At 74.3% G+C, this 3651-nt stretch carries 4 protein-coding genes; 3 read left to right on the top strand and 1 reads right to left on the bottom strand.

Annotated elements, in window-relative coordinates:
* Window positions 1–138: 138 nt before the first annotated feature.
* Complete coding sequence (locus tag ACWGH4_RS32845; protein WP_189475197.1) at window positions 139–732, top strand: helix-turn-helix domain-containing protein; 594 nt, start codon at window positions 139–141, stop codon at window positions 730–732.
* 9 nt (window positions 733–741) lie between these two features.
* Window positions 742–1476 carry a helical backbone metal receptor gene (locus ACWGH4_RS32840; RefSeq protein WP_453467278.1) on the top strand — a complete coding sequence of 245 codons (735 nt, stop codon included), beginning with the start codon at window positions 742–744 and terminating at the stop codon, window positions 1474–1476.
* Here the strand turns inward: ACWGH4_RS32840 and ACWGH4_RS32835 are convergent.
* A complete protein-coding gene (locus ACWGH4_RS32835) occupies window positions 1427–2557 on the bottom strand; it encodes a TDT family transporter (RefSeq protein WP_453467276.1) in 1131 nt (376 codons plus the stop codon). The genes ACWGH4_RS32840 and ACWGH4_RS32835 overlap by 50 nt on opposite strands.
* 70 nt (window positions 2558–2627) lie before the next feature.
* Between ACWGH4_RS32835 and ACWGH4_RS32830 the strand changes: the two genes are divergently transcribed.
* Entirely contained in the window at window positions 2628–3548 is a 921-nt protein-coding gene (locus tag ACWGH4_RS32830; protein WP_453467274.1) for a LysR family transcriptional regulator, read from the top strand.
* The last annotated feature ends 103 nt before the right edge of the window (window positions 3549–3651 follow it).

Below are 3651 nucleotides of genomic sequence, written 5' to 3'. Positions count from 1 at the left end.
GGCGGGACCCACCCCTTTCCGGTACCTGTTTCAACCGGTTCCGGCCCGCTCCCGGCCCTTTGCTCGTGCGCTTGTCGAGTACGGGTGGACGGATGGTGCGTATGGTGAGACAGGACCCAGGGGAGGGGAGCCCGGCCCATGGACGCGAAGGACGCGAAGGACATGAAGGAGAGGGAAGAACCTCTCCGGGTGGGTGCTGCCGTGCGCAAACGACGGCGGGCCCTCGGTCTCACGCTGGCCGCCGTCGCCGCCCGCAGCGGCCTCTCCGTGCCCTTCCTCAGCCAGATCGAGAACGAGCGGGCCCACCCGAGCATGCGCTCGCTCCAGCGGGTCTCCGACGCCCTCGACACCTCGGCGGAACGGCTGCTCGCGGCCTCCGACGCCGCCCGCACGGTGGACGTCGTACGCGCCGGCGACGACGCCAGGACCTCGGGGCCGTCCGACGGCGTCCGGGCCCTGGTGCGTGGGCAGCACCAGCTCCACGCCCTGGAATTCAGCGGCGAGAAGGAGACGGGCCGGGAGTTCGAGCACCGCAACGACGAGCTGCTGTACGTCGCGGACGGGGCGGTGGAGGTCGAGGCCGAGGGCCGGGCCTACCGGCTCGGCCCCGGCGACGCGCTGTTCCTCTCCGGCGGTGTCCGCCACCGCTGGCGTGCCACCACCCCGGACACCCGCATCCTCGTCGTCTCCGTCTCCGACCACATCGCCACGACCACCGACCCGCGTGGCTGAGGCGGACCGGTGCGCGTCGTCTCCCTGGTGCCCTCGCTGACCGAGGCCGTCGCGGCCACCGCGCCCGGGCTCCTCGTGGGAGTCACCGACTGGTGCACCCATCCGCCCGGCCTCGACGCGGCCCGCGTCGGCGGCACCAAGAACCCGGATGTGCCCGCGGTGCTGCGGCTGCGGCCCGATCTCGTGATCGCCAACGAGGAGGAGAACCGGGAATCCGACCTGACCGCCCTGCGCGAGGCGGGCGTCGACGTGCTGGTGACCGAGGTACGCGACCTCGACCAGGCCTTCTCGGAGCTCGAACGGGTCCTGGTCACCGGCTGCTCCCTCGACCGGCCGCGCTGGCTGGACGAGGCGCGCCGGGCATGGGCGGCGGTGGAACCGCTGCCGGAACTGCGCGCCGTCGTGCCGGTCTGGCGCCGTCCGTGGATGGTGCTCGGCCGCGACACGTTCGCCGGGGACCTGCTCGCCAGGCTCGGCGTCGTGAACGTGTACGCACAGCACCCCGAGCGCTACCCGCGCATCCCGCTCCAGGAGCTGACGGCAAGCGGCGCGCAGGCCGTCGTACTGCCCGACGAGCCGTACCGCTTCACCGCCGACGACGGCCCGGAGGCCTTTCCCGGCCTGCCCGCCGCGCTCGTCGACGGGCGGTACCTGACCTGGTACGGGCCCTCCCTCCGCCGTGCGCCCGCGGAGCTCAGCGCGGCACTCGCAGCAGCTCACCGCGCAGCAGACCGCGCAGGGTGAGCGTCCCGGCGACCGCCCAGGCCACCACCAGGCACCCGTAGAGCGCCGTCGCGGACCACTGGTACGCCACCAGGCCCGTACGGTCCGCGAGGCTCTGCGCGCCGGTCACACACGTGCCCACCGGGAACGTGAAGGCCCACCAGCCCAGCGTGAACGGCATACCGCGCCGGGCCGCCCGCACCACCATCGCCGCCGCGAGGGCCAGCCACAGCAGAGCGAAGCCCATGACGGGCACGCCGTACACGACGGCGAACACCCCCATGCCCGTCGCGTACGGCGCGTCGAGCACCCCGGGAGCGGCGCCGGCCAGTTTGTTCACGGCGGTGGTCGACTGGCCGAGCGGGCCGAGCACCAGAAACAGTGCCGGGGTCGCCGCGAGCGGCAGCGGGCCGTGGTGAACGAGCCGGGCGAAGACCACCGGCAGGATCAGCAGCGTCGCCAGCAGACTCAGCCCGAACATCGCGTAGCAGGCGAGCAGCGCCGCCTCCTGCCACTGGCCCGGCGGCAGGTACGGCACCAGGAGCGGACCCGACGCCGCGGACACCATCGGCGCGACGACGGGCAGCAGCCACACGGGCGAGGCGCTGCCGGCCTCGACCCTGTGCCGCGCGACCATCAGGTACGGCACCGCGACGGCGCCCACGAGTCCGACGAGCGTCCCCGCCCCGAACAGCACGAACGCGGCGGCCACAGCGGGTCCTTCACCCACCACGTCCCCGCCGACCGTGAGCGTGCCCGTGCCGACGGCGAGCAGAGCCATCGACAGACAGCCGTAGAACGGGGCCACGGCGGGATCCATGAGATGGGCACGCGCCTGGTCCCGGTGGCGGATCCAGTGCCCCGTACGCGCCGCCACGACCGCGGCGAGCAGCAACGCCGACAGCGCCCAGACGCCGGTGAGCACCGTCCGCAGTCCCGGGACGTCCAAGGGCAGCGCGGCACCGGCGCTCGCGACGACCGCCGTTCCCATGACAGCCGCGTACCAGTTGGGACCAAGATGCCGCAGGGCCGGGGGCCGGGGCGCGACGGCGATCCGGACCGGTTCCGGCGGGCGGGGGAGGGACTGTACGGCGGTGACCATGACGCCACGTTCGCCGACGCCCGCCGCCCCCACCAGGGACCTTCTTCCTATCGCCTCATAAGCTGGTCTTATGAGCGAAGAGCAACGTGTGCCGCTGGCGCACCGGGTGCCCGACCTGGGGGCGCTGGAACTGCTGCTCGCCGTCGCCCGCCACGGAAGCCTTGGACGCGCGGCCCGCGACGTCGGCATCACCCAGCCCGCGGCGAGCAGCCGCATCCGCTCCATGGAACGCCAGCTGGGCGTCGCCCTCGTCGAGCGCTCCCCGCGCGGTTCCCGGCTGACCGAGGCGGGAGCCCTCGTCACCGACTGGGCCCGGCGGATCGTGGAGGCGGCGGAGGCGTTCGACGCCGGCGCCCAGGCGCTGCGGGGCCGCCGGGACTCCCGGCTGCGGGTTGCCGCGAGCATGACGATCGCCGAGTATCTGCTGCCCGGCTGGCTCATCGCGCTGCGCGCACAGCGCCCGGACACGGCGGTCTCGCTGATCGCGGGGAACTCGTCGGCCGTCGCGGCACGGCTGCTCTCCGGGGAGGCCGACCTCGGCTTCGTCGAGGGCCTCGCCGTACCGGAAGGCCTCGACGGCACGGTCATCGGCCACGACCGGCTGTTCGTGGTCGTGGCGCCCGGGCACGCGTGGGCCCGGCGGCGCAAGGCCCCGCTGACCCCCGAGGAACTGGCCAGAACACCGCTCGTCCTGCGCGAACGGGGCTCCGGCACACGACAGGTGCTCGACTCGGCGCTCTCCCGCCACGGCGGCCTCTCGGCACCGCTGATGGAACTGGCCTCCACGACCGCGGTGAAGGCGGCGGCCGTCAGCGGGGCGGGCCCGGCGGTCCTCAGCGAGCTGGCGGTGACGGAGGAACTGTCCTCGCGCCGCCTGACGCGGGTGCCGGTGGAGGGGGTGGCGCTCGAACGCGACCTGCGTGCGGTGTGGCCGCATGCGCAGCGGCCGGTGGGGCCGGCGCGGGAGTTGCTGGGGCTGACGCGGGGCTGACGGCGGCGGGGCCGCTGCGCGGGGCGTGTTCCCCTGCCCGCCCCTTCCCGAACGGGCTCCGCCCGGACCCGTCACCGCGCTGCGCGCGGTGGTTCGGGGGCTC

The organism is Streptomyces sp. NPDC054847 (genome assembly GCF_053610925.1).
The sequence above is the reverse complement of the archived record's forward strand: the minus strand, read 5'-3'. Positions and strand labels throughout refer to the sequence as shown.